The sequence below is a fragment of the Haloarcula onubensis genome (assembly GCF_031624605.1).
Taxonomy (GTDB): Archaea; Halobacteriota; Halobacteria; order Halobacteriales; family Haloarculaceae; genus Haloarcula; species Haloarcula onubensis.
In genome coordinates this window covers 748,221-774,806 of record NZ_JAMQOS010000001.1, presented here as the reverse complement: position 1 = coordinate 774,806, position 26,586 = coordinate 748,221, and the positions used below count along the sequence as shown (strand labels likewise).

At 67.5% G+C, this 26,586-nt stretch carries 34 protein-coding genes; 15 read left to right on the top strand and 19 right to left on the bottom strand.

The features are described 5' to 3' along the window. Positions 1–5: 5 nt before the first annotated feature. Positions 6–1,274: a TIGR00341 family protein gene (locus NDI86_RS03990; RefSeq protein ID WP_310899104.1), complete on the bottom strand. Its 1,269-nt coding sequence runs from the start codon at positions 1,272–1,274 to the stop codon at positions 6–8. 134 nt (positions 1,275–1,408) lie between these two features. Continuing rightward, complete coding sequence (locus NDI86_RS03985) at positions 1,409–2,743, bottom strand: DEAD/DEAH box helicase family protein (RefSeq protein ID WP_310899103.1); 1,335 nt, start codon at positions 2,741–2,743, stop codon at positions 1,409–1,411. Positions 2,744–3,044: 301 nt separating this feature from the next. Here NDI86_RS03985 and NDI86_RS03980 point away from each other — a divergent pair, with 301 nt between their 5' ends. The 3 genes from NDI86_RS03980 (at position 3,045) to NDI86_RS03970 (ending at position 7,370) form a co-directional block, all read left to right on the top strand. Continuing rightward, positions 3,045–3,716: a nucleotide exchange factor GrpE gene (locus NDI86_RS03980; protein ID WP_310899102.1), complete on the top strand. Its 672-nt coding sequence runs from the start codon at positions 3,045–3,047 to the stop codon at positions 3,714–3,716. A gap of 176 nt (positions 3,717–3,892) precedes the next feature. Then, entirely contained in the window at positions 3,893–5,800 is a 1,908-nt protein-coding gene (gene dnaK, locus NDI86_RS03975; RefSeq protein WP_310899101.1) for a molecular chaperone DnaK, read from the top strand. A 223-nt stretch (positions 5,801–6,023) separates the two neighbouring features. Further along, positions 6,024–7,370 carry an APC family permease gene (locus NDI86_RS03970; protein ID WP_310899100.1) on the top strand — a complete coding sequence of 449 codons (1,347 nt, stop codon included), beginning with the start codon at positions 6,024–6,026 and terminating at the stop codon, positions 7,368–7,370. A gap of 6 nt (positions 7,371–7,376) precedes the next feature. Here the strand turns inward: NDI86_RS03970 and NDI86_RS03965 are convergent, their stop codons facing one another. From NDI86_RS03965 to NDI86_RS03955, 3 genes are all read right to left on the bottom strand, one after another. After that, a complete protein-coding gene (locus NDI86_RS03965) occupies positions 7,377–7,739 on the bottom strand; it encodes a hypothetical protein (protein WP_310899099.1) in 363 nt (120 codons plus the stop codon). Positions 7,740–7,742: 3 nt separating this feature from the next. Next, positions 7,743–8,069: a nitric oxide synthase oxygenase gene (locus NDI86_RS03960; RefSeq protein WP_417936247.1), complete on the bottom strand. Its 327-nt coding sequence runs from the start codon at positions 8,067–8,069 to the stop codon at positions 7,743–7,745. 74 nt (positions 8,070–8,143) lie between these two features. Beyond that, complete coding sequence (locus NDI86_RS03955) at positions 8,144–8,656, bottom strand: hypothetical protein (RefSeq protein WP_310899097.1); 513 nt, start codon at positions 8,654–8,656, stop codon at positions 8,144–8,146. Between the two features lie 128 nt (positions 8,657–8,784). Between NDI86_RS03955 and dnaJ the strand changes: the two genes are divergently transcribed. Next, positions 8,785–9,936 carry a molecular chaperone DnaJ gene (dnaJ, locus tag NDI86_RS03950; protein ID WP_310899096.1) on the top strand — a complete coding sequence of 384 codons (1,152 nt, stop codon included), beginning with the start codon at positions 8,785–8,787 and terminating at the stop codon, positions 9,934–9,936. A gap of 349 nt (positions 9,937–10,285) precedes the next feature. Continuing rightward, entirely contained in the window at positions 10,286–11,041 is a 756-nt protein-coding gene (locus tag NDI86_RS03945; protein WP_310899095.1) for a hypothetical protein, read from the top strand. Here the strand turns inward: NDI86_RS03945 and NDI86_RS03940 are convergent. The 3 genes from NDI86_RS03940 to NDI86_RS03930 form a co-directional block, all read right to left on the bottom strand. Then, a complete protein-coding gene (locus NDI86_RS03940) occupies positions 11,033–11,218 on the bottom strand; it encodes a DUF7333 family protein (RefSeq protein ID WP_310899094.1) in 186 nt (61 codons plus the stop codon). The genes NDI86_RS03945 and NDI86_RS03940 overlap by 9 nt on opposite strands. Before the next feature lie 35 nt (positions 11,219–11,253). Further along, a complete protein-coding gene (locus NDI86_RS03935; RefSeq protein ID WP_310899093.1) occupies positions 11,254–11,994 on the bottom strand; it encodes a hypothetical protein in 741 nt (246 codons plus the stop codon). Between the two features lie 167 nt (positions 11,995–12,161). Beyond that, positions 12,162–12,953: an aldo/keto reductase gene (locus NDI86_RS03930; RefSeq protein WP_310899644.1), complete on the bottom strand. Its 792-nt coding sequence runs from the start codon at positions 12,951–12,953 to the stop codon at positions 12,162–12,164. Between the two features lie 151 nt (positions 12,954–13,104). Between NDI86_RS03930 and NDI86_RS03925 the strand changes: the two genes are divergently transcribed. Further along, a complete protein-coding gene (locus tag NDI86_RS03925; protein ID WP_310899092.1) occupies positions 13,105–13,860 on the top strand; it encodes a halocyanin domain-containing protein in 756 nt (251 codons plus the stop codon). On the opposite strand, the gene NDI86_RS03920 is transcribed toward NDI86_RS03925, so the two are convergent. After that, the gene (locus tag NDI86_RS03920; protein ID WP_310899091.1) at positions 13,861–14,373 is read right to left on the bottom strand and encodes a type II toxin-antitoxin system RatA family toxin; all 513 of its coding nucleotides are present in this window, start codon (positions 14,371–14,373) and stop codon (positions 13,861–13,863) included. A gap of 130 nt (positions 14,374–14,503) precedes the next feature. Between NDI86_RS03920 and NDI86_RS03915 the strand changes: the two genes are divergently transcribed. Together NDI86_RS03915 and NDI86_RS03910 are read left to right on the top strand one after the other, a co-directional pair. After that, the gene (locus tag NDI86_RS03915) at positions 14,504–14,773 is read left to right on the top strand and encodes a MarR family transcriptional regulator (RefSeq protein ID WP_310899090.1); all 270 of its coding nucleotides are present in this window, start codon (positions 14,504–14,506) and stop codon (positions 14,771–14,773) included. Positions 14,774–14,866: 93 nt separating this feature from the next. Next, positions 14,867–15,940 (top strand): tubulin/FtsZ family protein, encoded by a 1,074-nt coding sequence (locus tag NDI86_RS03910; protein WP_310899089.1) that lies wholly within the window; start codon positions 14,867–14,869, stop codon positions 15,938–15,940. Positions 15,941–16,188: 248 nt separating this feature from the next. On the opposite strand, the gene NDI86_RS03905 is transcribed toward NDI86_RS03910, so the two are convergent. The 3 genes from NDI86_RS03905 to NDI86_RS03895 form a co-directional block, all read right to left on the bottom strand. Then, positions 16,189–17,532, bottom strand: a complete 1,344-nt coding sequence (locus NDI86_RS03905) for an alkaline phosphatase family protein (RefSeq protein ID WP_310899088.1) — start codon at positions 17,530–17,532, stop codon at positions 16,189–16,191. Between the two features lie 126 nt (positions 17,533–17,658). Then, positions 17,659–17,784: a hypothetical protein gene (locus NDI86_RS03900; protein WP_310899087.1), complete on the bottom strand. Its 126-nt coding sequence runs from the start codon at positions 17,782–17,784 to the stop codon at positions 17,659–17,661. A gap of 125 nt (positions 17,785–17,909) precedes the next feature. Then, complete coding sequence (locus NDI86_RS03895) at positions 17,910–18,443, bottom strand: inorganic diphosphatase (protein WP_310899086.1); 534 nt, start codon at positions 18,441–18,443, stop codon at positions 17,910–17,912. Positions 18,444–18,732: 289 nt separating this feature from the next. On the opposite strand from NDI86_RS03895, the gene NDI86_RS03890 reads away from it, so the two are divergent. Further along, positions 18,733–19,092: a PadR family transcriptional regulator gene (locus NDI86_RS03890; RefSeq protein WP_310899085.1), complete on the top strand. Its 360-nt coding sequence runs from the start codon at positions 18,733–18,735 to the stop codon at positions 19,090–19,092. Between the two features lie 7 nt (positions 19,093–19,099). Here the strand turns inward: NDI86_RS03890 and NDI86_RS03885 are convergent, their stop codons facing one another. The 3 genes from NDI86_RS03885 to NDI86_RS03875 are packed head-to-tail and all read right to left on the bottom strand — an operon-like array spanning position 19,100 to position 20,669. Continuing rightward, positions 19,100–19,645 carry a DUF7108 family protein gene (locus NDI86_RS03885; protein ID WP_310899084.1) on the bottom strand — a complete coding sequence of 182 codons (546 nt, stop codon included), beginning with the start codon at positions 19,643–19,645 and terminating at the stop codon, positions 19,100–19,102. After that, a complete protein-coding gene (rnhA, locus tag NDI86_RS03880) occupies positions 19,638–20,234 on the bottom strand; it encodes a ribonuclease HI (RefSeq protein ID WP_310899083.1) in 597 nt (198 codons plus the stop codon). Before rnhA ends, NDI86_RS03885 begins: the two co-directional genes overlap by 8 nt. Before the next feature lie 48 nt (positions 20,235–20,282). After that, positions 20,283–20,669: a hypothetical protein gene (locus NDI86_RS03875; RefSeq protein ID WP_310899082.1), complete on the bottom strand. Its 387-nt coding sequence runs from the start codon at positions 20,667–20,669 to the stop codon at positions 20,283–20,285. A 97-nt stretch (positions 20,670–20,766) separates the two neighbouring features. Here NDI86_RS03875 and nreA point away from each other — a divergent pair, with 97 nt between their 5' ends. From nreA to NDI86_RS03860, 3 genes are all read left to right on the top strand, one after another. Then, the gene (nreA, locus tag NDI86_RS03870) at positions 20,767–22,065 is read left to right on the top strand and encodes a DNA repair protein NreA (RefSeq protein ID WP_310899081.1); all 1,299 of its coding nucleotides are present in this window, start codon (positions 20,767–20,769) and stop codon (positions 22,063–22,065) included. A gap of 31 nt (positions 22,066–22,096) precedes the next feature. After that, positions 22,097–22,267, top strand: a complete 171-nt coding sequence (locus NDI86_RS03865) for a hypothetical protein (protein WP_310899080.1) — start codon at positions 22,097–22,099, stop codon at positions 22,265–22,267. Positions 22,268–22,376: 109 nt separating this feature from the next. Next, a complete protein-coding gene (locus NDI86_RS03860) occupies positions 22,377–22,550 on the top strand; it encodes a hypothetical protein (protein ID WP_310899079.1) in 174 nt (57 codons plus the stop codon). A 21-nt stretch (positions 22,551–22,571) separates the two neighbouring features. On the opposite strand, the gene NDI86_RS03855 is transcribed toward NDI86_RS03860, so the two are convergent. Further along, positions 22,572–22,853 (bottom strand): DUF5789 family protein, encoded by a 282-nt coding sequence (locus NDI86_RS03855; RefSeq protein WP_310899078.1) that lies wholly within the window; start codon positions 22,851–22,853, stop codon positions 22,572–22,574. Between the two features lie 123 nt (positions 22,854–22,976). Here NDI86_RS03855 and NDI86_RS03850 point away from each other — a divergent pair, with 123 nt between their 5' ends. From NDI86_RS03850 to NDI86_RS03840, 3 genes are all read left to right on the top strand, one after another. Next, complete coding sequence (locus tag NDI86_RS03850; RefSeq protein ID WP_310899077.1) at positions 22,977–23,969, top strand: cell division protein CdpA domain-containing protein; 993 nt, start codon at positions 22,977–22,979, stop codon at positions 23,967–23,969. A gap of 236 nt (positions 23,970–24,205) precedes the next feature. After that, positions 24,206–24,529, top strand: coding sequence for a transcription factor S (locus NDI86_RS03845; RefSeq protein WP_310899076.1), 324 nt, complete (start codon positions 24,206–24,208; stop codon positions 24,527–24,529). 4 nt (positions 24,530–24,533) lie between these two features. Further along, on the top strand, positions 24,534–25,145 hold the full coding sequence (locus NDI86_RS03840; protein ID WP_310899075.1) for a DUF6517 family protein: 612 nt from the start codon (positions 24,534–24,536) through the stop codon (positions 25,143–25,145). Here the strand turns inward: NDI86_RS03840 and NDI86_RS03835 are convergent. The 3 genes from NDI86_RS03835 to NDI86_RS03825 form a co-directional block, all read right to left on the bottom strand. Next, entirely contained in the window at positions 25,126–25,527 is a 402-nt protein-coding gene (locus NDI86_RS03835) for a hypothetical protein (RefSeq protein ID WP_310899074.1), read from the bottom strand. The two genes, NDI86_RS03840 and NDI86_RS03835, sit on opposite strands and share 20 nt — an antisense overlap. Beyond that, positions 25,524–25,727, bottom strand: coding sequence for a hypothetical protein (locus NDI86_RS03830; RefSeq protein ID WP_310899073.1), 204 nt, complete (start codon positions 25,725–25,727; stop codon positions 25,524–25,526). Before NDI86_RS03830 ends, NDI86_RS03835 begins: the two co-directional genes overlap by 4 nt. Before the next feature lie 138 nt (positions 25,728–25,865). After that, positions 25,866–26,585: a methyltransferase domain-containing protein gene (locus NDI86_RS03825; protein ID WP_310899072.1), complete on the bottom strand. Its 720-nt coding sequence runs from the start codon at positions 26,583–26,585 to the stop codon at positions 25,866–25,868. Between the last annotated feature and the right edge of the window lies 1 nt (position 26,586).

Below are 26,586 nucleotides of genomic sequence, written 5' to 3'. Positions count from 1 at the left end.
CGGGCTCACCGGGACTGGCGGTCGACGAAGACGACTTCGACGGCCGCGGGCTCCTCGATGGCGTCGTTGACCGCCCGGCCGAGCCGGGCGACGAGGCGCGGATACGACTCGCCGTCGGGGCGGCTCACCGTGACTGTGACCCGGCGGTCGAGCCGATAGACAGACACGCCGGCGAAACGCGTCTGGACCGAGCGGACGCCAAGCGCGCGGTAGCGCTCCTCTGATAGCGTCTCCTCGACGGCGTCGTTGACGGCGACCTCGACCTGCATCTGCTGGGCCGTCACCGAACTCGCGCCGGCGAAGACGGCGAGAAGCACCAGCAGCGCCGCGACCGTCGGGGCGTACTGCCGCGCCTGCCCCGGCGAGGGCCAGCCAGACTCCCAGTCGTCGGGCCGGAAGCCGAGTCCCCAGAGGGTCAACACGCCGGTCAGGTTGATGGAGGCGGCGTTGACCACGAGCAGGATGCCGGCGCCGAGCGCGACGGCGGGGAGCTGCCAGGCGATACCGACGCCGACGGCCGCCGCGGCGGGGATGAGCGCCGCCGCTATCATCACGCCGACCAGCGACACGGGCAGCGCCGTCGCCAGCCCGACGGCGCCGGCGGCCCCGGCACAGAGCCCCACCGCGAGCGAGAGAAAGCCCGGCGAGATGCGGTGGGCTATCTGCTGGACGGTGGTGACGCGCAATTGAGCGGGGACGAAGCCGGCCCGGCGCAGGAGGAAGCCGAAGGCGGCCGCGCCGGCGATGGCGACGAACAGGCCCATTAGCTGGTCGCGAAACCCCTCGCGGACCAGCGCCCGGTCGTCGAGCGTCGTCCCGACGGCGGCGGTGAGCGCCGACCCGACCTGCGGGGCGATGACCATCGAGCCGACGACGACGGCCGGCGAGTCCAGCAACAGACCGGCCGTGGCGACGACGGCGCTCAGGACGGTCATCCCGTAGTAGGTGACGACGCCGGGGTTCATCCCGACGGCGCGGCCGCGAAGCTCCTCGTGGGAGATGCGGTCCTCGTGGGCGTCGGTGGCCTCGGAGTGGTCGGGGCGGGCCGTCTCCGCGCGGGCCACCACCGCGTACCGGTCGTCGTCGAGCCCCGCCGCCTCGAAGTCGTCGAACACCTCGTCGACGGCCTCCGGCGGAATCGGGAACTGGACGAGCGCCCCGTCGCTGCCGTTGTGCTGCTCGTCGGTGCTGACGTAGCGTATCCCCCGCTCGTCGAGCACGTCGCGGGCGGCTTCGAGTTCACCGTCCTCGACGCGGAGCTGTATCAGGCGCACCGCTCGCGCCTCCGGGCGACTCCCGGCGGCCGAGCGACAGCGGCGTGGGCGACCAACGCGGACATTGCCGGTCCTATCGGTCCGCGCCGGTTACGTATGCACAGCTTACCGGCTGGCCGTCCCCGCTACCGCGGTTATCGGCGCCGTCTCGCGACCCGTTCCTCGGCCGTCTCCTCGGTGACGAGTTCGTACAGCAGCGCGCGGGAGTCGTCCGCTTTCGGCCGGAGAACCCGTCCCAGCCGCTGGGTGAACTCCCGCTCGGAGCCGCTGCCCGAGAGGACCACGGCGACGTTGGCGTCGGGCACGTCGACGCCCTCGTCGAGGACGTTGGCGGTCACGACTCTGGAGTAGGTGCCGTCCCGAAAGCGCGCCAGAATCTCGCGGCGCTCGCTCGCGCCCGTCTCGTGGGTGATAGCGGGGAGCAGGAACCGTTCGGAGAGCCGGTAGACGAGGTCGGTGTAGGCCGTAAAGACGATGATGCGGTCGTCGCGATGGCGGTCGAGGATGTCCGCCAGCCGGTCGACCTTCCGCTCGGCGTTCATCATCACCTCGCGGGCGCGCTGCTTCGCGAGCAGTGCCTCCCGGGCGCGGGGGTCGGTCCCCGACCGCTTGACGAGTTCCTGGTAGTCGCTGCCGGAGCGCAACTGGATGTTCGATTGCGTGAGGTAGTCCGTGAAGACGCCCTGGTGCTCGTCGTAGCGCTCGCGCTCGGCGTCGGTCAGCGCCACCTCGACGCGCTTGATGTCGTAGTCCGCGAGGTGTTCGCCCGCCAGGTCGTCCACGTCGATGCGCCGCACGAGCGGGCCGACGAGGTCCGTAATGACCTCGTGGGCACCGTCGGGGCGCTCGAACGTGGCGGTGAGGCCCAGTCGGGCGGGCGCGGCGAGCAGGCGGGCGATGTCGCGGTACCCCTCCCCGCCCAGGTGGTGGACCTCGTCGAAGACGACCAGCCCGAAGCGGTCGCCCAGTTCGTCGGCCCGCAGATACGCCGAGTCGTAGGTGGCGACCGTGACGGCCTCGACGCGCTGCTCGCCCCCGCCCAGGCGCCCGATTGGTCGCTGGAACTCCGTCTCCAGTTCGCGCTGCCACTGCTCGAGCAGGTCGATGGTCGGGACGACGACCAGGGTCGGGACGCCCAGCGCAACCATCGCCGCGATGCCGATGACCGTCTTGCCGCTCCCGGTGGGCAGTTCGAGACAGCCCCGCTCGTCGGCGTCGCGCCAGGCGTCGAGGGCGTCTTGCTGGTATTCGCGGAGTTCGTAGGTCGTCGAGAGGGCGACTGGCGCGGTGTCGAGAACGCGGTCGGCGTCGTCGACACCGCGCTCGTCCAGTTCGGCGCGGAGAGCGGCGTAGCGGTAGGCCGGCACGCGGGCGCTCTTCGAGCGGTCGTCCGACTCGACGCCGGGCAGGTCCGGCGGGACCTCCCCATCGAGACGGACAGTTCCCTCCTCGAAGGTCAACTCCAGCACGGTCGGTGGTTCGGTGAGCCCCTGGTTAACGGTTTCGCGGCTAGGAACGGCACGTGTGTGAATTGTCTCGATTGTGGGCAGCCAGACCGCCGCAGCGGCCGCCGTTACTGACAGTACTCGAGACAGCCCCCTTTCAGTTCCGCCCGTAACCGGTTGGTCAAACAGCGCTGGCCGGGGCTTTCTGGCTGTTCGTGGAGTAGCGAGTCGGCTTACCACTGATGCTCACGACGCGGTGAACTAGTACAACAGTTCCTAGCCCGCTTTCTGAATCCTTTTATTCGCGTGACCACTCCCATCGGGTATGAGTGAGCAGGACGCAGCCGAGGAGGCGACGACATCCGACGACGGGGATGCCGACGTCGACAGCGAAGCGGCCCCCGACCTCGAAGAGGCCCCGGAGGACGTCGACACGGACGAGATAGACCTCGACGACGACGCCGACGAGGAACTGGTCGAGCGGGTCGCGGAGGGAGACCCCGAAGACATCGCCCGCGAACTCGCTGCGCTGCGGAGCCGAAACGACGCGCTGGAAGACGAGGTGGAGGAACTCGAATCCGAGGCCGACGAACTTGAGGAGAAGCTAAAACGCAAGCAGGCGGAGTTCCAGAACTACAAGAAGCGGATGGACAAGCGCCGCGAGGAGGAGAAACAGCGGGCCACCGAGGACCTCGTGAGCCGGATTCTGGACGTGCGTGACAACCTCGAACGCGCGCTCGACCAGGACGAGGACACCGACATTCGAGGCGGCGTCGAGTCGACGCTGCGCCAACTCGACGACGTCCTCGACGCCGAGAACGTCGACGTCATCGACCCCGACCCCGGCGAAGACGTGGACCCGACCCAGCACCAGGTGCTGGCGAACGTCGAGAGCGAGGAGGAGCCGGGCGCTATCGCCGACGTCCACCGCCCCGGCTACGAGATGGCCGAGAAGGTCCTGCGCGAGGCACAGGTCACCGTCAGCAAAGAGGAGTAACGAGCGAGGACGGGCCGCCGCCGTCGTCGAAGCGGTCGGATTGCGGTGCATAATAACGCCACCGGTTACCGGACCGCCGTAGCCTCAAAACCGCAAGCAGGCGGCCACTGCTCTTGGTTTAGAAGTCATCGCATCTAGCAACTTTTAACCGGCCGAATCCGGTACGACATGGTAAGATGGCGAGCAACAAGATTCTGGGTATCGACCTCGGGACCACGAACAGCGCGTTCGCGGTCATGGAAGGTGGCGACCCCGAAATCATCGTCAACGCCGAAGGTGAGCGGACGACACCCTCCGTCGTCGCGTTCGACGACGGCGAGCGTCTCGTCGGCAAGCCGGCGAAGAACCAGGCGGTAAAGAACCCCGACCAGACCATCCAGTCCATCAAGCGCCACATGGGCGAGGACGACTACTCGGTGGAACTGGACGGCGAGGAGTACACGCCCGAGCAGGTCTCGGCGATGATACTCCAGAAGATAAAGCGCGACGCGGAGGAGTACCTCGGCGACGACATCGAGAAGGCCGTCATCACGGTCCCCGCGTACTTCAACGACCGACAGCGCCAGGCGACCAAGGACGCCGGCGAGATCGCCGGCTTCGAGGTCGAGCGCATCGTCAACGAGCCCACCGCGGCCGCGATGGCCTACGGGCTGGACGACGAGTCCGACCAGACCGTCCTCGTCTACGACCTCGGTGGCGGGACCTTCGACGTCTCCATCCTCGACCTGGGCGGGGGCGTCTACGAGGTCGTCGCCACCAACGGGGACAACGACCTCGGGGGCGACGACTGGGACCACGCCATCATCGACTATCTGGCCGACCAGTTCGAGGCCGAACACGGCGTCGACCTGCGCGAGGACCGACAGGCCCTCCAGCGCCTGACCGAGGCCGCCGAAGAGGCGAAGGTCGAACTCTCCTCGCGCAAGGAGACCCGCATCAACCTCCCCTTTATTGCTACCACTGACGACGGGCCGCTGGACCTCGAACAGAAGCTCACGCGCGCGACGTTCGAGAGCCTCACCGAGGACCTCATCGAGCGCACCGTCGGCCCGACGGAGCAGGCCCTCTCCGACGCCGGCTACGACAAGGGCGACATCGACGAGGTCATCCTCGTCGGTGGCTCCACGCGGATGCCCCAGGTCCAGGACCGGGTCGAGGAGATGACCGGCCAGGAGCCAAAGAAGAACGTCAACCCCGACGAGGCCGTCGGCCTGGGCGCGGCCATCCAGGGCGGCGTCCTCTCGGGCGACGTGGACGACATCGTCCTGCTGGACGTGACGCCACTCTCGCTCGGTGTCGAGGTCAAGGGCGGCCTCTTCGAGCGGCTCATCGAGAAGAACACCACGATTCCCACCGAGGAATCGAAGATTTTCACCACCGCCCAGGCCAACCAGACGCAGGTCCAGATTCGCGTCTTCCAGGGCGAGCGCGAGATCGCCGAGGAGAACGAACTGCTGGGCGCCTTCGCGCTCTCGGGCATCCCACCGGCACCCGCGGGCACCCCCCAGATAGAGGTCTCCTTCAACATCGACGAGAACGGCATCGTCAACGTCGAGGCCGAGGACAAGGGCTCCGGTAACAAGGAAGATATCACCATCGAGGGTGGCGCCGGCCTCTCCGACGAACAGATAGAGCAGATGCAGGAGGAGGCCGAGGAACACGCCGAAGAGGACGAGGAACGCCGCAAGGAGATCGAGGCCCGCAACGAGGCCGAGGCCGCCGTGCGCCGCGCCGAGACCCTCATCGAGGAGAACGAGGAGGACCTCGACGAAGACATCATCGAGGACATCGAGGCCAAGGTCGAGGACGTCCAGCAAACCCTCGAAGACGAGGACGCCGGCCGCGAGGACTACGAGGACGTCACCGAAGAGCTGAGCGAGGCGCTCCAGGAGATAGGCAAGCAGATGTACGAGGGCGCACAGCAGGCCGCCGGTGGCGCAGCGGGCGCCGGGGCCGCAGGTGCCGGTGCCGCTGGCGCTGGTCCCGGCGGCGCCGGTCCTGGCGGGGCCGCTGGCGCTGGTGGGCAGGGCGAGGAGTACGTCGACGCGGACTTCGAAGACGTCGACGACGAGGACGAGGACTGAAAGGACGAGTCCTCGTCGTCGGCTCGAAAAACGAGCGAAGCGAGTTTTTCGGCGTCTCAGAAAGTGACCGGGGGGAGCTTTCTGAGGTGAACGAGAAAGACGACGACACGTAGCGAGTCGAGGCCGTTTGGTCCGTCCGGAAGCGGCGACCGAACGCGGACGTTTCGCCAGCCGAATACGCAGGCCAGCGACACTTCCCGCTGGCACCCATACCGGTGTCACTATGGCTGACGACCTCTCGAGAGACCTGGGTCTGTGGTCCGCACTGGCAATCGGCGTCGGGACGATGGTGGGCGCCGGTATCTTCGTCCTGCCGGGTGCGGCGACGGCGGGTGCGGGGCCGGCAGCGACGGCCGCGTTCGTCCTCGGCGGGGCCATCGCGCTGTTCACGGCGCTGACCGCGAGCGAGCTGAGTACGGCGTTTCCCGAGGCCGGCGGCGTGTTCGTCTACATCGACGAGGCGCTGGGGCCGCTGGCTGGGACCGTCGCCGGCCTGGGGAGCTGGCTCGGGATGGCCTTCGCCGCCGCGTTCTACTCCATCGGCTTTGGCGAGTACGTCGCGGTCTTCCTCGCGGTGCCCGACCTCTGGGTGGTGAGCGGCGAGCAAATCAGCGCGCTGGTGCTTGGCGGAGTCATGGTGGCAGTCAACTACTCCGGGGCAGACCTCACCGGGAAAGTGCAGGATTTCACCGTGGGGACGTTGCTGGGGCTGCTCGCACTCTTCGCCCTCGCGGGGCTCGTGACCGGGGATTTCTCGAATCTGCGACCGTTCGCCCCGGCCGAGACGGGCGGCTACAGCGCCATCTTCCCGGCGACGGCGCTCATCTTCGTCTCTTATATCGGCTTCGCGAAGATTGCGACGGCCGCGGAGGAGCTGGAGAACCCGGGGCGGAACCTTCCGCTGTCAATCATCGGGAGCGTGGTCATCACTACCGTCGTCTACGGCGTGGTGATGGTGACGGTGCTGATGTTGCTGCCGTGGCAGGCCGTGGCCGGCAACAGCACCGCGGTCGCCGACGCCGGCGGCGTCCTGTTCGGGACCGCCGGGTTCGTCGTCTTGACCGTCGGTGGCCTGCTCGCGACCGCCTCCAGCACGAACGCGGCGGTGCTGGCCGCCTCGCGAATCAACCTCGCGACGGCGCGACAGACGGTGATGAGCGACTGGCTCAGCGCGACGAACGAGGACGGGAGCTCCCCGACACGGGCCGTCGTCCTCACGGGCGCGCTGATTCTCTTTTTCACCGCCGTCGGCGGCATCGAGTTGCTCGCGAAAGCCGGGAGCGTCCTCCATCTCGTCCTCTATGGCCTGTTGAACGTCGCACTGGTCGTCTTCCGGACGGCGGACCTCCCCGACGACCGGTACGACCCGGCGTTCAGGGTCCCGCTGTACCCCTACGTCCCGGCGGTCGGGATGGTACTCTCGTTCGGACTCATCGCCTTCATGGCGCCCGTCGAAATCGTGCTGAGTATCGTCTTCATCGTCGTCGCCGTCGCGTGGTACTTCGTCTACACGCGCACACGCAGTCGAGACGAGGGCGATATCGGCGTCCTGCACGAGTACCTGCTGTAGGCGCTGTCACCCCAGCTGCGAGCGGACTTCCTCGTAGTCGAACAGATAGATACTGAGGGCCAGAAAGCCGACGTTGAGCGCTATCGCGAGCCGCTCGAAGGGCGGATGGCTGTTCCCCATCGTGAGCCAGGCCAGGGTGACACCGGCGATGATGACCGCCATCAGGAGATAGAGGACCGGTTGCCAGTACCGCGTGAGATAGATGAACGCCCAGAGGGCAAGCACCAGCGCGAGCGCGACGTAGCTCCCGTCGTTCATCACTGTCGCCAGGTACAGATACAGGGAGACGAGCGACCCCACGACGAGCAGCGTGAGCCAGTCGAAGCGGTGGCGCTCCTGGTTCTTCCAGTCGGCGTCGGGGATGCCCATGTATCAGCTAGTTGTCGAGCGGGCATCAATCCGGTCCCGGCAGCCACTGCGAGTCGTCCCCGGTAGGCGACGGGAACACCGACGTCCAAGGCTGTCCCAGAAGTGGCGCCCGATACAGCGAGTGCTGTTGTGCCAGGCCATCCGGGCGCCGTGTTCGAGTTCGGCGGCCGTGTGGTCGTAGTGACCGCGCCGGCCGATGGCCCGCCAGATATCGTCGACTCTGTCCTCGATGTCCGCCGCCCTGTCGAGTTCCGCGTACCAGTGGCGGACGAACTGCTCGGCCTGCTTGAACCGGTCGAGGCGCCCGTACTCCGGACTAGCGGCCTGCATGCCGGAGCTATCGACTGTCGGCGTGTAGCCCGTCCGTGCGGGCCACTGCCCAGCGGTGCCGACGAGGGCCGAAATCACCCCGTCGCGTTCCCGACGGTGAACGTATCGAGCGTCGCTGTCCGTGTCTCCGGCGCACCGGTCAGTCGCCCCGTCCAGACGACCTCGACGGTGTCGTCCGGTGCAAGGTAGAAGCCGACGGAGCCGTCGGCGTCGAGGTAGTTCCCGTCCCCGTCGGCGTCGACGCTGGGGTCGTCGACGGTGAACGAGTCACCAGCCGTTATCGGGAGACCGCGGGACTCGTTCGCCCAATAGAGCCGCGTCGCGGTGCCGTTGTCGGCGTCGGTGACGACCAGGGCGACCCGGTCGGTGTTCCCGGTGGTCAGGGCCTCGCCGCCGGCGTGGGTCACCGTGACTGTCCCGCTCGCGTCGTCGTAACTCCCCTCGAAGGCGGTCGACGGGGTCGACTCCGCGAAGGCGGCGCCGGGGCCGACGAGGGCGGCAACGGCCGCGACGACGAGCGCGGCCGCTCCCCACACTGCGATGCGCTCGACGGTCACGGCGCCGCGGGCGTCCGACCTGTCACTCATTGGTCGGAGTGTCACACGGGGGCGAAATAAGCGCCCCGGTCGCCAGTGCCGTCGGCGCTCCCGCGCCCGCGGTTCGTAGGAGACCCGTTCTTTTGAAGTATCTGAACCCAGTATCACCCACACAACGAATGAGCCAGGATTTCTACGAGATACTGGGGGTCTCACGGGACGCCTCCGAGGACGAGATACAGGAGGCCTATCGGCAGAAGGCCCGGGAGTACCACCCGGACGTCAGCGACGACCCGAACGCCGAGGAGAAGTTCAAGAGAGCGAAGAAGGCAAAGGAAGTCCTGACCGACGAGGAGAAACGGCAGATGTACGACCAGATGGGCCACGACCGCTTCGAGCAGGCCGAGAAGCGCGGCGGGGCCGGTGGCGGCGCCGGCGGGATGGGCGGCGACCCGTTCGGCGGGGCCGGCGGCGGCTTCGACATGCAGGACATCTTCGACCAGTTCTTCGGCGGTGGCGGCGGCCGTGGCGGCCGCGGCGGGAATCGGCGCCGACAGGGCCAGGACCTGCAGACCCGTCTCAGCATCGACCTCGAAGAGGCCTACACCGGCGCGAGCAAGCAGATAACCGTCACACGCCCCGAGACCTGCGAGGACTGCGACGGCAAGGGCCACCCGCCCGACGCCGACTCGGAGACCTGCCCCGAATGTAACGGCCAGGGCCAGACCACGCGCGTCCAGCAGACGCCGATGGGTCGGGTCCAGCAGACCGCGACCTGCCGGCGCTGCGAGGGCGAGGGGACGCTGTACGACGAGACCTGTTCGACCTGCCGGGGCGACGGCACCGTCCGCAACGAGGCCACGCTGGAGGTCGACATCCCGGCGGGCATCTCCGACGGACAGACCCTGCGGATGGAACGCGAGGGCGCCCCCGGCGAGAACGGCGGCCCCAACGGGGACCTCCTCATCCAGGTCTCCGTCCGGGACCACCCCGACTTCGAACGGGACGGCGACGACCTCTCGTACAACCACGCCATCTCCTTCCCACAGGCGGTCTTTGGCGACACCATCACCGTCCCGACGCTGGACGGCGACGTCGACGTGGACGTACCCGGTGGCACCCAGAGCGGCGAGGTGTTCCGCCTGGAAGGCAAGGGGATGCCCCGCCTGCGCCGGCGCGGCAGTGGCGACCTATACGTCCAGGTCCAGGTCGTCACGCCCGACCAGCTAAACAGCGAGCAGAAGGAGGCCCTCGAAGCCTTCGCCGAGGCCGGCGGCGAGGAAGTCGACGTCGAGGAGGGCTTCTTCGAGAAGCTCAAGAACTCGCTCTAGGAATTCCTGTTTCTGTATCCGTCTGTAACGGAGCGAGAACGGATGCCGACAGCCAGAAAGCCCCGCCTGTCAGTCCCACCCGATACTGACTGACCAACCGGTTTGGATGGGACTGAAAGGGGCCGGTCGCTGGGCGTTCGAGACGAAGCAAGCACTGCAGCGAACGCAGTGAGCGAAGCGCGCAGCGAGTCGCAGTAGCCCAGCGAGCGGGGGCTTTCTGGCGGTACTGAAAGATACTCCTGAGAGTGAGCGGAGCCGTGTACTTGTCCGCAGTCCTGCGGTAACGAGCAAAAACCCGTCCTGCTAGCGAACGTTGCAGCTTTTGTCCGGCCACGCTCAAGCACACTACATGCAGGTACTGAGCGAGCTGGTCGCGACCGGCCGCGAGCGCGAGGGCGTCCTCTTTACCTCGCCACACCGTTCGGCGCCGTACAGCTACCGTGACTTCTGTACGAACGTCTGGAAGGGGGGGAACCTCATGCGTCACTACGGCGTCCGCGAGGGGATGGCCGTCGCCGTCGTCGTCGGGCCGAAGAACCCGACCGCGGGAGACGAGCCGGGGTATCTCCGTGACTGTCCCGACGGGCTGCTCGCGATACTGGCCGCCACGCTCGACGGCGCGGTCGCGGACCTGGCGCCCGGCCCCGAGGTCGACGCGACGGCGCTGGTCGCGCCGGCGGCGTGGCTCGACCGCTACGAACTGGCGCCCGGGACGAAGGCGATAGCCTACGGCGGGCCGAGCGACGACCCGACAGTCGCAGGGTTCGAGCGCGAACTGTGGAGCGAGAACCCGCTGCAGCCGCCGGGCGAGCGCGCGCCCGACGACCCCGCGCTGCGAGACGCCGACGGGAGCTACACCCACGGGGAGGTACTGGCGGCGAGCGAGCGCGTCGTCGAGGAATACGACGTCGACGCGGAGACGACCCTGGCGTTCCGGGCGTCGGTCACCTCGGCGGGGGCCGTCGTCGCGGGGCTGCTCGCACCGCTGCGGGCGGGTGCGACGGTTCGGTTCGGGGACAGCGCGGCGAGTGACGTGGCGGTGGCTGGCCAGGGTGACGACGTGCCGGAAAAGCGGGTCGTTCGACCTGACGCTATCTCAGTGTGAGGCGCGGTACTCGCCGTGTTTGACACCGAGCAGCAGCGTCACGACGCCGAACACGAGCAGGCCGCCCAGTACCATCATCACCGTGCTCGTCTGCATCGGGCTCATAATCGTCCCGGCGGCGAGAACGCCAAACAGGACGAGGAAGGTTCCGGCCGTCTTCAGCGCGTCTAGTTCCATGGCAGCCGCGAGTTAGGAGCGAACGTCCAAAACCGTTACTCTGTAGGTCTGACGAGGTCCGCCAGCGTCACCAGCGAGCCCAGCGCCCAGCCGACGGGGAAGGAGATGGCGAGCCACATGACGACGTAGCCCACGCCCTCCAGTTCGAAGGTCCGGGAGAACGTCTCGGCGAGGCCGATCGGCGCGAGCGCGTTCGCCAGCAGCCACCGGGCCAGTGCGGTGCTGTTCGGGAGGACGACGGCGGCGAGGGTCTTCGAGAACAGCGCGGCCACGACCGGCGGGAGGAAGACGGCGGTCATCGCGAACGGATAGGCGAGCAGGACCGTCGTTGCCCGGCCGCCGACCGACTTCGCCCCGACCGCCAGCGCGGCCGAGACGGTGGCAACTCCGCCGGCGAGCGCGATGGCGAGAAACCCCCCGGAGACGAGGTCCAGTTCGAACCGGGCCAGGGCGGCGAGGCCGCCCCAGACGAGCACGGAGAGCAGGACGACGCCGAGCAGGCCGAGGCTGGCCGCGGTGTGGCCGATGCGACGGGTCTGGAACCGGATGAACGCGCCCAGCAGGACCAGCGGGTAGATCAGCGCGATGACCGGTACCCCCAGCGCCGACCAGGCGCGGTACAGGACCATCCCCACCGTGGTGTCCGGCTGCCAGGTCCCCAGCACTGTATCGCCCGCGCCCCGCTGGCGGGGGTAGACCAGCTCCATCCACGTCTCGTGTAACCGCCGGAGGTCGATTCTGAGCCCGGCGATTACCCCGTCGCTCCCGACTGACATACCTTCCAGTTTACCCCTCCCCGTGGTAAAGCTTTCAGGCCACGGCAGAAGACAAATCCGCGGCGGCGCCACGCCCGCGCTACGGCCTCACACTGGTGGCCGTAACAAACTGAAATAATTCGCCATCCGGGGTGGCGAATATCTTCACGAACGTACAGCGACCAGTATCAGTCCCAGGCGTCGGGGCCAAAGTCCGGGTCGACTTTCCGGTCCTCGCGGTCGATGTCGTCGATGCGAGCGATCTCCTCGTCTCCCAGTTCGAGGTCCAGGCTCCGCCAGTTGTCCGCGATGTGGTCGCGGCCGGTCGCCTTCGGGATGGCGGTGACGCCCTTCGCGTTGAGCCACGCCAGGCTGACCTGGGCGGCGCTGGCGTCGTGGTCGTCGGCGATGTCGGTCAGCACGTCGCTCTCGAAGACGTCGCCGCGGGCCAGCGGCGAGTACGCGACGAGTTCGTAGTCGTGTTCCTCGGCGTGGGCGCGCAGTTCCTCCTGCTGGAGGAGCGGGTGGAGTTCGACCTGGTTGGCAAACAGCGGCGCGTCCAGGATGTCCATGGCCTCCTCGACGTGGTGGGGCTCGAAGTTCGAGACGCCCACGTTGTGAATCTTCCCCTGGTCGTAGAGCTCGTCGAAGGCACCGAGGGTCGACTCGGCGTCGTACTCGCCGGCCGGCCAGTGGACGTACAGCAGGTCGAGGGCGTCGACGCCGAGGTCGTCGAGACTCTGCTCGGTCGTCGCGTGGACGTCCTCGGCCGAGAGGTTCGAGTTCCAGACCTTCGTCGCGAGGAAGATGTCCGCGCGGTCCACGTCGGCGGCGGCCAGTCCGTTGCCCACGGCGTCCTCGTTGCCGTAGGCCTGTGCGGTGTCGACGTGGCGATAGCCCATCTCCAGGGCGGTCTGGACGCTGTCGGCGCACTCCTGGGCGTCGTCGTTCTGCCAGGTGCCGAGTCCGAGCATCGGCATACCGTTGGCGCGCGGGACGCTATCGGCTGTCGGCGTCTGTTGTGACATCATCGGAACTGTAGTGGTCACGGCTGAAAAGGGGCCGGGAACCGGCCGAGCGGACCGACTGGAAACCGACATATTCAGGACAGCCCGGTCCAAACGACGAACCATGACAGACGGTAGTACGGACGTGTCTCGTCGGGCCTTTATGCGGACCGCCACGGGAGCGACCGCCGCCGCGGCCGCCACCGGCACCGCGGCCGCACAGGAGGACGCGACCGAGAGCGCCACTGAAGCCGGGACGGCGGCCGGCACCGAGACTGGAACGGCGGCCGGCACCGAAGCGGGTACCGAGAGCGGCACCGCGAGCGGCGGTGGCGGCGGTGGCAGTGCCGGCCCGCCGGACTTCGGGGGCTTTCTCGACCCGGTCGGCAACTTCGGCGGGAGTGTCACCGACGCCCGCGGCCAAGACACCGCGACAGTCGAAGTCGGCGTGGAGGCCAACGGCGGCGCCTACGGCTTCGGCCCGGCCGCCATCCACGTCGACAACGGCGCGACCGTCCAGTGGGAGTGGACCGGCAACGGGGGCGGCCACAACGTCCACTCGGCCGGCGAGGGGCCGCTGGATTCGGGCAGTGCCACGTCGAGCGCCGGTGTCAACTACGAGCACACGTTCGAGTCAGACGGCATCTACAACTACGTCTGTGTCCCCCACGAGGGGCTCGGCATGAAAGGCTCCGTCGTCGTCGGGAGCGACTACCCGACCAAGAGTACCGGGGGCGGCGGCAGCGAGAGCGGCCCGCTGGGCGTGCCCGGCAGCGCGAAGATGCTGGGCGTCGCCACCTCCGTCGTGATGGTCGCGACGCTGGGGATGGCGTACGTCTTCATGCGCTACGGCGGCGACTACGAGACGCCCGACCAGTAACTACGCGGTCCGGATTTCGACGTCCGCGTCGCGGGGCTCACCCTCGATGTCGTCGACGACGCGGCGGACGATTCTGGTCGCTTCCTTCCGGACGAGCGGTTTGACCTTCTCGATGACCCAGCCAAGCGAGACGAGTTTCGGCAGGTCCACGGCGCTCGCCGACGCCGAACTGGCGTCGTACTCGATGTGGAGGACGACCTCCGTGGCCTCCGCGACGCCCTCGGGCGGGGTCGTCGGCGTTATCCCCCAGTACCCGTGTGCGTCGATGTCCTTGACGATGCGCCAGTCGATGCGCTCGGGCGGGTCGACGCCGGTCACCTCCGAACGGGCCGTGTAGGTGAGTTTCCACCACGAGAACTCCAGGGCGTATCTCGTGCCGACCGTGCCGTCGCCGTCCTGGGTCACCCGGTCGAGATACTCCGAGTAGCGCGCGTACCCGGGGAAGTCGACGAGGAAGTCGTACAGCTCCTCGGGCGACGCGTAGACGACCGTGCGAGCCTCGATTTCGTCCACACGAACCAAGGGGTCGGTTCCCACTGTAAGCTTTCGGCCCCCGGAGCGGCGAGTAATTGCCGGAAGATTCCCACCGTGCATGAGACAGAACAAGAAATATTATTACGCTGTATGCGATACGGTGTTGTATATGAGCGCATCCGACATCCAGCACGCCGAGAGCGAGGAGGAAGAGGGAGGGTGGGAAGCCGTCGCGGACCTGCCCCCCAGTGCGAAACTCGTCGCGAAGGTACTGGAGTACAACGACAGCCTGACACAGAGCCAACTCGCCGAGGAGACGCTGCTGCCGCCCCGTACCGTCCGCTACGCGCTGACCCGCCTGGAGGACGTCGGCGTCGTCGGCTCCCGCTTTTCCTTCTCGGACGCGCGCAAGCGTATCTACACGCTCACCATCGAGTGACGTCCGGCGACCGGGACCGAACAGAGCCGGGTCCCCGCACAGAGCGTCACAGTCGGGGCAACGTTGATTAGTTCCCGGACGTAGAGGTTCCGTATGAAAGTCGTCCTGATAGGTGTCGGACAAGCCGGGGGGAAGGTCACACAGGCCCTCGCCGAGTTCGACTACGACATGGGGTTCAACGCCGTCCGTGGCGCCCTCGCGGTCAACTCCGCCAGAGCGGACCTCCAGAATCTCGACATCGATACCACGCTCATCGGCCAGGACCGCGTGAAAGGCCACGGCGTCGGCGGCGACAACGAACTCGGCGCCCAGATTATGCAGGAGTCGGCGACGGAGGTGCTCGACAACATGGACGGGCGCATCACCACGGAGGCAGAGGCCGTCGTGGTGGTCGCCGGACTGGGCGGTGGCACGGGCTCCGGCGGCGCGCCGATGCTCGTCCGCGAACTCCAGCGCATCTACGAGATGCCCGTCTACACGCTCGGCATCCTCCCCGGCGACGACGAGGGCGGGCTCTACCAGGCCAACGCCGGTCGCTCGCTCAAGACTGCTATCCGGGAGTCGGACTCGGTCTTGCTGGTGGACAACGACGCCTGGCGCGGCTCCGGCGACAGCGTCGCCGAGGGGTACAAACGCATCAACGACGCCATCGCCCAGCGCATCGGCCTCCTGCTCGCCTCCGGCGAGGCCGTCGAGGGCGTCGGCGAGAGCGTCGTCGACTCCTCCGAGATAATCAACACGCTCCGCAGCGGCGGCATCTCCGCCGTCGGCTACGCCAGCGCCGAGGCCAGCGAGGACGCCGAGGAGAACGTAAACACCATCACCAGCGTCACCCGCAACGCCTTGCTTACGAGTATGAGCCTCCCTAACGCCACCGACGCCGAGTCCGCACTGTTGGTCATCGCGGGCGACCCCGAACGGCTCTCCCGGAAAGGCGTCGAACGCGCCCGCCGCTGGGTCGAAGACGAGACCGGCAGCATGCGGGTCCGGGGCGGCGATTTCCCACTGGGCTCGGACAAGATCGCCGCGCTGGTGCTCACCTCGGGTATCGAGCGCTCGGACCGCGTCAACGAGTTCATGGAGAAAGCGAAACTCGCCGCGAAATCGCAGGGCCAGGACAGCGACCCCGACGAGTTCACCAACGACGACCTCGATAATCTGATGTGAGGCCGGGAGCGGCCTCCGGGCCGCGACTCGGGGGAGGGCAGGATTCAATTGGAGGCATCCGGCGGCGTAGCTGCCGGTTCTCCGGAATCGCCGCTGAGCGGCGATTCCGGCCTTTTTAGCGTAGATTGTTGCGCCGAGCCGGTTGCGGGCCGCCGGCCCGCAACCGAACGACGTGGCGGCTTTGCCGCCACGCTGTTCCCACAGCGCGCTCGAAGAGCGCGCGAGGAAACCCGAGGCGGAAAAAGGTACTATACCAGCGAGCTACCGTCGAACTCGGTGCGGTCGTAGTCGTGCTCCATCAGGTCGAGGATGGTCGGCGCGATGTCGTAGAGGTCGGCGTCCTGGATACGGGCGTCCGCGTCGTCGATGAGTAGGGTGGCGTTGTCGAAAGAGTGCATCCCGTTGCGCGGGCCGACGCCGAAGATGTCCTCGCTGCCCTTGAATCCGGCCTTGAGGTCGAAGCCGTGGTTCGGGACGACCACCAGGTCGGGGGCGATGTCGTCGTGGGCGCCGCGGAAGGCGTCCTCGCGCGTGACGACGCGGTCGGCGACCTTGTTGCCGTTGGGGCCCTCGAGCGCTTCGAGTTTCTCCTTGAGGTCCGCGCGTACGGACTCGTAGTCGGCCTCGCTGACGCCGCCCGACGGCTCGCGACCCTCGAGGTTGATGTAGAATCGCCCGGGGATGAGCGAGTAGGCCTTGGTGTCCTCGCTGATGTCGCCGAGTTCGGAGTGGTCGTCGGTCGCGAAGTCCAGCCACCCCTCCTGGGCGAGCCACTCGTTGAAGTGGACCTCGTAGTCGAGGCTGGTGAAGCCGTGGTCGGAGGCGACGACCATGGTCACGTCGTCGTCGAGCTGGTCGCGCAGTTTGCCCAGATACTCGTCGACCTTGCGGTAGAAGTCGAAGAACTCCTGCTGGTACTCGCCGTCCTGCTCGTAGTGTTTGAACAGGAAGTGGTTGACCCGGTCGGTGGTCATGAAGACGCCGAAAAAGAGGTCCCAGTCGTCCTGCTCGACGTAGTGGGAGAAGGCCTCGTAGCGGCGTTCGAGCGTCTTGTGGGCGTCCTCGACGAACTCCGTCTTGTCGTCGTCGTGGCCCAGTTTCGCGTTGACGTCGATGCGGTAGTCGTTGGCCTGGAGGTGGTCGCGCAGGTCGTCCGGGTAGGCGGCCTTGTCGACGCCGGGCGAGAGAAAGCCCGAGACCATCCGCTGGACGTTGCGCTGGGGCGGGAAGGTGACGGGGACGTTCAGCACGGTGGCGTCCCGGCCGTCGTCGGTGATGCGGTCCCACAGCCGGGTCGCCTGGACGTCCCGACCCATGGGAACGTAGGTGTCGTAGGAGCCGACTTCGCGGTCCTGAAAGCCGTAGACGCCGGTCTCGCCGGGGTTGACGCCGGTGGTCAGGGCCGGCCAGCAGGCGCTGGACTCCGGCGGCACGATGCTGTCGATGGGGCCGCCGGCGCCCGACTGCTTGAGTTCGGTGAGGTTCGGAAACACGTCAGGATGCTCGTCGATGAGGCTGTACGGCACCCCGTCGATGCCGAAGAAGGCCACGCGCGGCGCGTCGTCGCCTTTCAGACGGTCGAATAGTCCCATGAGAGCGTGTAGACAGGTCGGGGACAAGAAGCTTCTTTTCGCAGTCGCGTCACGGAAAGCGGCAATCTGTTCGGGGTATCGGCCCCAATCAATCGGGCCGAGGTGGTAAACCGACCGGTTCGCGTCTCAGGACGACCGGTCCGCGTTCGCCGGCACGACTGTGAGGTGCGCGATACCGGGCGGTGCTGGTGTGTCGTCGTCGGCGTCGAGGCCGAGGTCGTCCGTCGGCGGAGCGGATTGGTCGGTCGCCATGCGTCCGTACCGTGGGGTCGAGCGGGCAAAAGATTACCCATGCTCATACATAATCGGCAACGGCTTCCGGTATTACCGGTGAAAATACGGCGCGGTGGCGGTCCGGCGACGAGACCGTCACCGGGTCAGTTGAACTGCTCGTCGTAGAGGTCCTGGGCGTGTTCGATAGCGTCCATCGCGGCCTGCTTGTCCTCCCAGCCCAGCGTCTCGACTTCCTTGCCTTCCTCCAGGTTCTTGTAGGTCGAGAAGAACTCGTCTATCTCGTCCAGGGTCTGCTGGGGGATGTCGTCGAGGTCCTCGATGTGGTCGTAGCGGGGGTCCTCGGTGGGGACGGCGATGACCTTGTCGTCCTGCTCGCCGTCGTCGTCCATCTTCATCAGCGCGACCGGGCGGGCCTCGATGACACACTCGGGGAACGTCTGGTCCTCGACGAGGACGAGCACGTCGAAGGGGTCCCCGTCGTCGTAGTACGACTGCGGGATGAACCCGTAGTCGGAGGGGTAGTGGACGTTCGAGTGCAGCACTCGGTCGAGCACGACGCCGGGGATGTCCTTGTCGTACTCGTACTTGTTACGCTCACCTTTGAGACACTCGACGACGGCGTAGATCTCTTCCGGTGGGTTCGGTCCGGTCTCGATGTCTTCCCAGAGATTCGTCATCGTTCGCGTGTGCGCAGGGGTATTAAAAATGATTTTCGTAATGAAAACGACAGCGACGAACATAAACTACTTGTCGGCTGACTACCGAGACTGCGACAAGCGTCGTCCGACACGTTAGGAGGTGTTTACTTCCGGTGTGCGAACCGGCGTAATCGGCCTCCCGAGACCCCGATTGACCGAGTCGGTGACAATTGCTAGGTTCCGAAATATCGGCTACCATCCGCTGATATTACCGGAACGAATGCCGGAGTTAACAAGTGTTAAATAGCTTGATGACATTTGGCTAACCATGTCAGAGGCACAATCGGTAGCGAGCAGTCCTGGCGTTGCAAAAGACCTGACCGCGTTCCAGCAGAACATCCTCGTCATCCTCGCCGAAGAGCCGCGGTACGGGCTGGCTATCAAGCGAGAACTAGAGTCCTACTACAGCGACGAAGTCAACCACGGTCGACTCTACCCCAACCTCGACGACCTCGTCGAGATGGGGCTGGTCGAGAAGTCCGAACTGGACAAGCGAACCAACCAGTATTCGCTGACCGAGGCGGGTAAAGAGGCGGTCCTCGACCAACTGGGCTGGGAGTTCTCGAAGTTCGTCACCGGCGGCGACCGTGCCGACGAACTCCACGACCTCGTCGACGGCCAGGCGTAAGCGGTTCCTACGAACGGCGTTCGGCTTTTTTGACCGTCAGCTCCACAGAGTCGTCCAGCAGCGCGCGCTGTTGCTCGGTCGGCCAGGCGTTGCGCGGGAAATACTCCTCACGGAACTCGGCCAGTTCTTCGGGCGTCGCCTCGGCGATTGGCTTGGCGTAGTGGTTCCCCATGAAGTCCGCGAGGGCCCGCGCCGTCGCGCCGTGGACGTCGCCGTCCTCGGCCCGTACGCGCTCGACGACCGCGCGGTTCTCGGCGTCGACGTCGTCCCACGCGTCGGGGTCTCCGGGCCCCGAGAGCCGAATCTCGACGCCGCGGTCCGTGTCGTCGACCATGTCAGGCTGGATGACGCCGTCATCGACCCACTCGGACGGGTAACAGACCAGTACGTCACCCGTGTCCTCCTCGCGGATGCGTGCCTCGTAGCCGTGGTCGGCGAGCAGGGCCGCTCGCCGGTCCCGGTAGGCGGCCGCCGCGCCCTCGTCGACCGCCTGGCGGGCCAGTCGCGTGAGTCGTTCCACCTCGTCTTGCGTGTCAACTGGGAGGTCAGGCATCGTCTAACGCGTCGTTTGCTAGTTGGTCGGCGCGGTCGTTTATCTCTCGCGGTACGTGCTCCAGTTGCCAGGTCTCGAACGCCATCAGGAGTTCCCGGACACGGACCCGCTGCTCTCGGAGTTCGGGGTCGTTCGTCGACCACTCCCCGCGGACCTGCTTGACGATGAGTTCCGAGTCGCCGCGGATGTGGGCCTCGTCGAAGCCGTAGTCGGTGGCGACCTCCAGGGCTCTGACGAGCGCGGCGTACTCGGCCTGGTTGTTGGTCGCCCTCCCGATGGTCTCGCCGCCCTCGGTCACGATACCGCCGTCGTCGACCAGCACGTAGCCGACCGACGCCGGGCCGGGGTTGCCACGCGACGCCCCGTCGAAGTAGACGTGGACCCGGCCGCCGTCGTCCCCGCGCAACAGCGCTTCCAGCCGCGCGGTGTCGCTCCCCTGGACGACCACTTTGTCGTCGTAGGCGACGGCGGTCGCGCCGCCGTAGTCGGCGCGCCAGCGCTCGTGGTCGGTGTTGCCGTCCGCGACGGTGACGCCGGCCGCGGCGAGTCGCTCGCGGGCCGCGTCGGGGTCACACTCGATAACGGGCATACGCGGAGGGAGTCCGGGCAGCCCTAAAAGGCGTGCTGGTCCGCCCCGTCAGTTCCCCGCGAGGCGCTGGGCACCGGTCTGTCGGCCCGCCTCGCCGCCGCGGACGCGGTCGACGCCCGACAGGACGGCGCCGAGCAGCACGACGAGACTGGTACCGAGCATCAGCGTCAGGAACGGGTCGAACGGGGACAGCAGGACCGGCGACACCAGGAGGAGGAGTCCAGCGACCACCGACGCGGCGATAGACAGCGGCACCGCCTGCTTCCCCGAGGACGCCCGGTACGTGGAGTGAGCGAGCGCGATGGCGGCGACTTCGCCCACAAGCAGGCTCGTCAGGGCCTGTGAGTGGGTCACTCGGAAGAACGCGGGCAGGACGATGACGACGAGGCTAGCGACGGTCGCGACGAGACCGGACCACTTCGTGATGTTTACCATGATTAATATCACCCGTTGTTACTCAGTCGAGGCACCTAATAGTTGCCCACTCTCGGCAGGGACACCTTCTTATCTACCAGGGGCCAACCGGCGATAGATGCGACTCGACGAGTTCATCGAGGGGTTCGAGCGCGACGAGGCCGCGGAGAAGCGCCGCCTCGCGGCCGAGAAGTCCTACGCCATCACCGACCACCTCGAAGACGTCGAGCGGCAGTTCGAGGAGGCACTCTCGGGCGACGCCCTCTTTGGCTCGACGGCGCCGGAAATCTTCGTCGGCCGCTCGGGCTACCCGAACGTCTCGACGGGGCTGCTCTCGCCGGTCGACCGCGACGCCGCCGCCGAGGGGTACGCCACCAGCAGCGACTGGTACAGCGAGGGGCTGGGTATCGAGGACGTGCTCCAGCGACGGACCGGGATGCTCAACTCGACCCGCCAGACCCCCGTCGATTCGGTCCAGACCGGCGGTCGGCGCGGGAGTCGGACCGGCAACGCCTACGACGTGTGGGAGGGCTTTGTCGGCGTGCAGCGCGAGGTCGCTATCGCCGACCACCCGGTCGACGTGGAGGTCGGACTGGACGGGAAACCGGACCTCGACGTGGCCTTCGACGACGTGGGGACGCCGACCGGGCCGCGGGCGACGGCGACCGGCGCCGACCTCACGGAGAACCCCCACGTCCCGAAGCCCGTCGAGAAGACTCTCTCGGACGACGACTGGCAGGCCCAGGGCGCGATGACATATCTGTACCGTCGGGGGTTCGACGTCTACGACATCAACACCATCCTCTCGGCGGGCGCGCTCGGCCAGGCCAGCGAGCGGTCGCTCGTCCCGACGCGGTGGTCCATCACCGCCGTCGACGACACCGTCGGGCAGTACCTCCGCGGGACGACCCGGAACAGCGACACCATCGACAAGCCCGAACTCTGGTACAACGAGTACATGGGCAACCGCTACTGGGTCTTGCTGTCGCCGGGACGGTGGGAGTTCGAACTCGTCGAGATGAAAGCGCCCCAGAGCGTCTGGAACCCGCGACCCGAGACGGGCTACTACATGTCCAGCGCCTACGAGGGGTACGAGGGCCGTACCAGTTACGTCGAGGAGACCGCCGGCGCGTACTACGCCGCCCGACTGGGCGCGCTCGAACACCTCCAGGAACGGGGTCGCCAGGCGAAGTGTCTCGTGTTGCGGGAGATTACCGACGACTACTGGGCGCCCGTGGGCGTCTGGCAGGTCCGCGAGGGCGTCCGCAACGCCTTCGAGGGCGAACCCGGCGTCGGCCAGACGTTCGGGGAGACGCTGAACGCGGTCGCGGACCAGTTGCCGGTGCCGATGGGCGCGCTCCGGCGCAAGTCCGAACTCGTGGCGGGACTGCAGTCACAGCTCTCGGACTTCGGATAACTTTACCAGCGTCGCGTGGCAATCGCGCTCCGTGTCCCTCCCACTGTTGTTCCCCGGTCTCCCCGGCGGCGTCGAACTGCTCGTCATCCTACTGCTCATGGCGACGTTGCTCGTCGTCCCGCTGGTCGCCGCCGGCTATCTGCTCTGGAAGCGCCGGGGTCGGGCGGACTCAGACGACGGACAGACCGCGGGCGGAGAGTAGCCGACACCACCCCGTCGCCGTCGGTCGGTTCGACGGTTTAATTCACGGTCTCGGGGCTGCTACCTACCGAATCGACTGGTTTAACCGTCCGAGCCTGTGACCCCAGAACGTGCCCTCACAGCCAGCAGATACGCCCCCGAGTGCCGAGCTACAGAGCGAGGCCTACCACATCACGGTCGACGACGGGTCGGACTCGTTCTGCGCGCTCAGCATCGAATCACCCGAGAACGACGAGGCGTGGCTCATCTCCGATACGGTCACCGCGTTAGAGTCGATGCGGTGAACGGTCCCGGCTGTAGAACAGTTACTCCGTCGGGACCGGCCCGGTGCCGATGACGTCCCGCACCGCCGCCTCGAACTCGTGTCGGTCCGCGAAGTACGTCGCCTCGATGTCTTCTAACACCGCGGACAGTTCCCGTGGGCCGTCGGGCGTCCGGATGGTCGTGTCGCCCTCGCGGTCGACGACGGTGCTGTGTTCGATACCCCACGTGAGCCGCGCGGTCACTCGCGAGAGCGGGGCGCCCTCCACGTCGGGCCCCTCGCCGAGTTCGACGGCCGGCTCTGCCTCGCTGTCCTCGTCGCTCATACCCGAACCCAGTCTGCCGGCCCGATTAGTGCTTTCGGAATGGCGTGGCCCGCTCGCCTGCGCGCACGCCCGTCATGCGCTCGTCTGACGGGTAGTTTTGAGGAACGCCGTCCTAGTACCGCTATGACCAGTCTGACGGACGTGTACGAGGGGGAGGTCGGCCGCGTGGCGACGCGGCGCCAGCAACTCGTTGGGACCGGGTTGTTCCTGACCGGGGCGGCGGGGCTCGTCGGCGCCATCGCGCTGGCGACCACCGGCGTCGGGGCGACGCTGGGACTGGGTGACTACGCGGCCCGGGAGGTCGCCGGCATCGTCGCCGGTATCGGGCTGCCGGCGGTCGTGCTCGGCATCTTCGCCGTGCTCCCGGCCGGCCCGCGAACCCGGCTGGCCGCGGGCGGCGGCGCCGGCGTCGCGCTGGTCGGCGTAGCCGCGTTCCAGCATATCTACCCCTACAGCTGGATGGCCGACGCCCCGCTGCTCGCGCTTTCGGCCAGCACCGTCTACTTCGCCGGCGTGCTGACGACGTTCTGGTGTCTGTTCGCCGCCCTGGCGACGTTCAAGACCCGAAACGACCCCGGCGGGAGCGCCCGAATGGAGGTCACCGAGGAAGGCAGTATCAAACTCGTCGAGGAGTCCCGCTCGATGCCCGGCCTGGGCGGCATCGGCTTCCTCGGCCGGGACCCCGACGGCGACGTCGAGACCCAGACCAACCGCGGGGCGACCACCAGCGACGGCGGAGCCACCCGAAGCGCCGACGCCAGCGCCGGACAGGCCGACACTGACGCCCGGCAAGCAGACACCGGCACTGCTCAGTCCACGCCCCGACAGCCCGAACCCGCTGCCCCGCGGGGCCCCTCCGAACACGAACTCGACCCGAAACTGGCCACCGCCGGCCCGGAAGCCAGCCCGACCACGGACGGCGGCACCACGGCCGCCACGGGCCGGGACCCCATCACCGAGACGGCGGTCCACCGCGGCGAGCCCGACAGCTACTGTGGCAACTGCCGGCACTTCCAGTACGTGATGGACGGCGACGACGTCGCCCCCTACTGCACGTTCCACGAGGAGACTCTGGATGACATGGACGCCTGTTCCGCCTGGGTCGACAACGGATAGACCGCTGTAGCGCCCTTCTTTCGTAGAACTGCGACTGCTCACAGCGAGAACTGACCGCCAGCAACTGCCAACGACCAGTCTTACTACAGCCAGGAAGTCCCTGGAGACGCGAAGCGTCCGGGGGCTCTCTGGCTGTGTACGGTCATTTTCGTGTCGCCATAGTCCCCGCGGACACCGCCGGCTACGACTCGGAACCCGGGCGTTTAACACAGACCGGCGGCATACTGCGTACACCAATGGAATTCTGCGACGAATGCGGTTCGATGATGAAGACAGAGGGTGATATGTGGATTTGCGGGAGCTGTGAGTACGAGAAATCGCGCAACCCCGAAGCGGACAAGAAGGCGGTCACGACCCAGGGGCAGGAGTCCTCCGAAGTGGTCGACACCTCGGAGGTCGACGTGGAGGACATGGGCCCGACGACGGGCGCCCGCTGTCCGGAGTGTGGCAACGACCGGGCGTTCTACGAGATGAAACAGATTCGGGCCGCCGACGAGTCCGAGACCCGCTTTTTCACCTGCACCGAGTGCGAGCACAAGTGGCGGGAGGACGACCACTAGGCTAGTGTCTCCCGACGCCGCCGTCCCGGTCGTCCCCGAGACGCGGTTGCGCCGCGGTGGCTGGGAACTGACCGACGAGTACGTCGAGACCGTCTTCCAGTTGCGGTCGGCGGCGGTCACGGGCGCGACCAGGCTCTACGACGACGTGCGAACGCGAGCGGCCGCCGAGGCCGCGTCGGGCGTCGACCGGCAGTGGCGCTTCTTCTTCGCGACGGCGCTTACCTTCCGGCCGCCGCTGGCGCCCGGCATCGGCCCGAAGATGATACTGCCGACGGTCCGGTCAGAGGCCCAGTCGGCCTTCGCCGACGAGTTGCGCGAACGGGGGTTCGAACGCGTCTCGCGGGGGCGCCGGGAGCGGGCGCGGACCGACGGCGGTGACAGACTGCACCTGCGGAGCTACACGGCCGAGCTACCGCTGGCAAGGGCCGGAGCGACGCTGTCGATAACCGGCTGGGTGGGCGTCTGGCACGCCGACGGCTTCCGCATCGCCGCGGGCGCCTACCCGGACCGACCGGTCGGGGAGCTTCTGCGCGTCGACGACCCCGACGACCCCCTGACCCGTTCGGCGACGGCGTACCGCGAAGAGCTGCTCGACCTCATCCGCGCCGTCGGGTGAGCGCCAGCACCGCGCCCTCGGGGACCAGTTCGACCGGTCCCAGCCCGAGCCGGCGGGCGAGGGCGCCGGGGACGGCCTCGTCGCCGATGCGGGCGACCGGGACGCCGCGGACCCGGAGTTCGGCGGTCAGCCCGATAGAGGAGAGCAGCGCCGCGGCGTCCATCGGGTCGACGGGGCGGTTCCGGTACAGCGAGACGGCGGCGGGCACGGAGGGCAGGTCCAGCGCCACGAGGTCGTCGTACCCCACGACGCTCGCCCGGTGGCCGTCCAGGTCGACGTCGAGGTCGGCCTCGACCGACAGCGAGGGCCGCCCTTCGAGGTCGTCCAGTAGCTCCGCGAGGGTCTCGGGCGCCTCGTCGTGTCGTCGCGTTGTCGTCGTCACTCCTTCTCGCGGGCCTTGACGGTGAGCGTGCCGTCGATGCGCCAGTAGGCGTACTCGGGGTCCTCGCCCGTGGTGCTGGGGACGTCGACCTCCATGTCCTCGAACTCGTACGTTATCTCCGCGTTCCGGCCTGTCAATCGGTCGTACAACCCGATAGCGAGTTCGGGCCACGTCGTCGTCTCGTCGGGAACGTCGCTCATACACCGTCCACTAGGCGTCACTGGGGCTTGAAACCACGGCTCGCGGAAACTGCTGTGTGGCGCCGCCGCTCTACGGCTCCGCGGGTCGCTTCGCTCCCCGCGTCGTGTTCGAGGAATCTCGCTTCGCTCGATTCCTCGCTACGGCCGTCTCGCGAACGTCAGATACCCGGTGTGGCCGACGCCGCCGGTCGAGGGGCGGGAGCCACGGTCGTCGAAGTCCATCTCGCGCTGAATCGTATCCAGCGTCTCGATGTCGGAAAGGCCCACCTCGCGGGCCGCGGCGACGGCCTCCCGGGTGTTCTCGACGAACGGGGAGTACACCGCCAGCGAGCCGCCGCGAGCGAGCAGCGTCGGCGCCCGCTCGACGACGGTCGGGGCGTCCTCGGTGTCGAGCGTCACCACGTCGAAGCCCGACAGTTCGTCCAGGTCGTCGGTCACGTCGCCGGTCCTGACCTCGACGGCGTCCGCGACGCCCGCGATGGCCATGTTGTCACGGGCCACGTCGGCGAAGTCGGGGTCGATTTCGTAGGTCACCACGTCGGCGCCCATCCGGCCCATGTAAGCGCTGAGGATGCCGGTCCCGGTGCCCGCGTCGAGCACGCGGTCGCCGGCGGCGACGCCGGTCTTGCCGACCACGAGGCCCACGTCGCGGGGCATCATCGGCGCGCCGGTGCGTTCCAGGTGGGCAAAGAGGTCCGGCCCGCGCAGCCGTCGGACCGTGAAGCCGTTGCCCAGATGCGTCTCGACGACGTCGCCGGGCGCCACGTCCGCGGGCACCTCCAGGATGCCGAGGTCGGACTCGAACCGCTCGCCGGGTTCGAGCAGGTGCTCGCGGTCCTCGTGGACGAACAGGTACACG